The organism is Pseudomonas sp. GW821-FHT09A09 (assembly GCF_059418405.1).
Genome location: NZ_JBWKPU010000083.1, coordinates 1 through 845, shown reverse-complemented (window position 1 = coordinate 845; position 845 = coordinate 1). Strand labels below are relative to the sequence as shown.

Here is an 845-nt window from a genome sequence, read left to right as displayed (position 1 = left end):
GAAGGGCCGGGTGAGTTTGTCTGGGTTACCGAGTACACCGTCGTTTCCTACGCCTATGACGACCTTGGCCGGCTTGTGTGTGCGACCAACGCTGTCGGCGAAAGCGAGGTTTATCGCTACGACGATCAGCACGTCATTCTTGAACGCCAGTTAGCCGGTGGGGCGAGTTTCTACTGGGAGTGGGAAAGGTCCGGCAAGGCGGCGCGCTGTGTCCGGCACTGGGCCAGCTTTTCGCAGATGGACACCCGGTATGCCTGGGATGACAACGGGCAAGTCACGGTGTTTAACGCCGATGGCAGTCAGGAAGTCTATGTGCATGACGGGCGTGCGCGGTTGGTGCAGCGCATTGATCCGGACGGCGCCGAGCACTTCAAATCCTACGATGACAAAGGCCGGCTGACGGTTGAGCAGGATCCTCTCGGGACGATCACCGCCTATCAGTACGACGACGCTGGGCGTTTGGTGGCGCTGTTTCCGGGGGACGACGAGCCGACCTCCTACGAGCATGACAACGGATTCGTACGGGTTGTAAGGCGCGGTCAGGCGGTCTGGAAATATGAGCGTAATGACAGGGGCGATATCACCCGCAGGATTGATCCTGAAGGCCACAGCACCGACTACAGCTACAACAAATATGGGCAACTGACGGGGGTTTGGTTCCCGGATAACAGTTGTCAGCGGCTGGTGTGGAATGAACGGGGGCAGTTGCTTGAGGAGCATCTGCCGGAGGGTGGGATCAAGCGTTATCGCTATGACGACCTTGGCCGACAGGTGGCGCGGGAGGATGAACATGGCGCGCTGACCGAGTATCAGTGGGACAGCGTGGGGCGGTTGGTTCGGGTGGT

The 845-nt window shown here is 59.6% G+C and carries 1 pseudogene; it reads left to right on the top strand.

Features of this window, described 5'->3' with window-relative positions:
* Nucleotides 1–845, top strand: a pseudogene (locus tag AC07OV_RS30570) (type IV secretion protein Rhs); the annotation flags it as partial.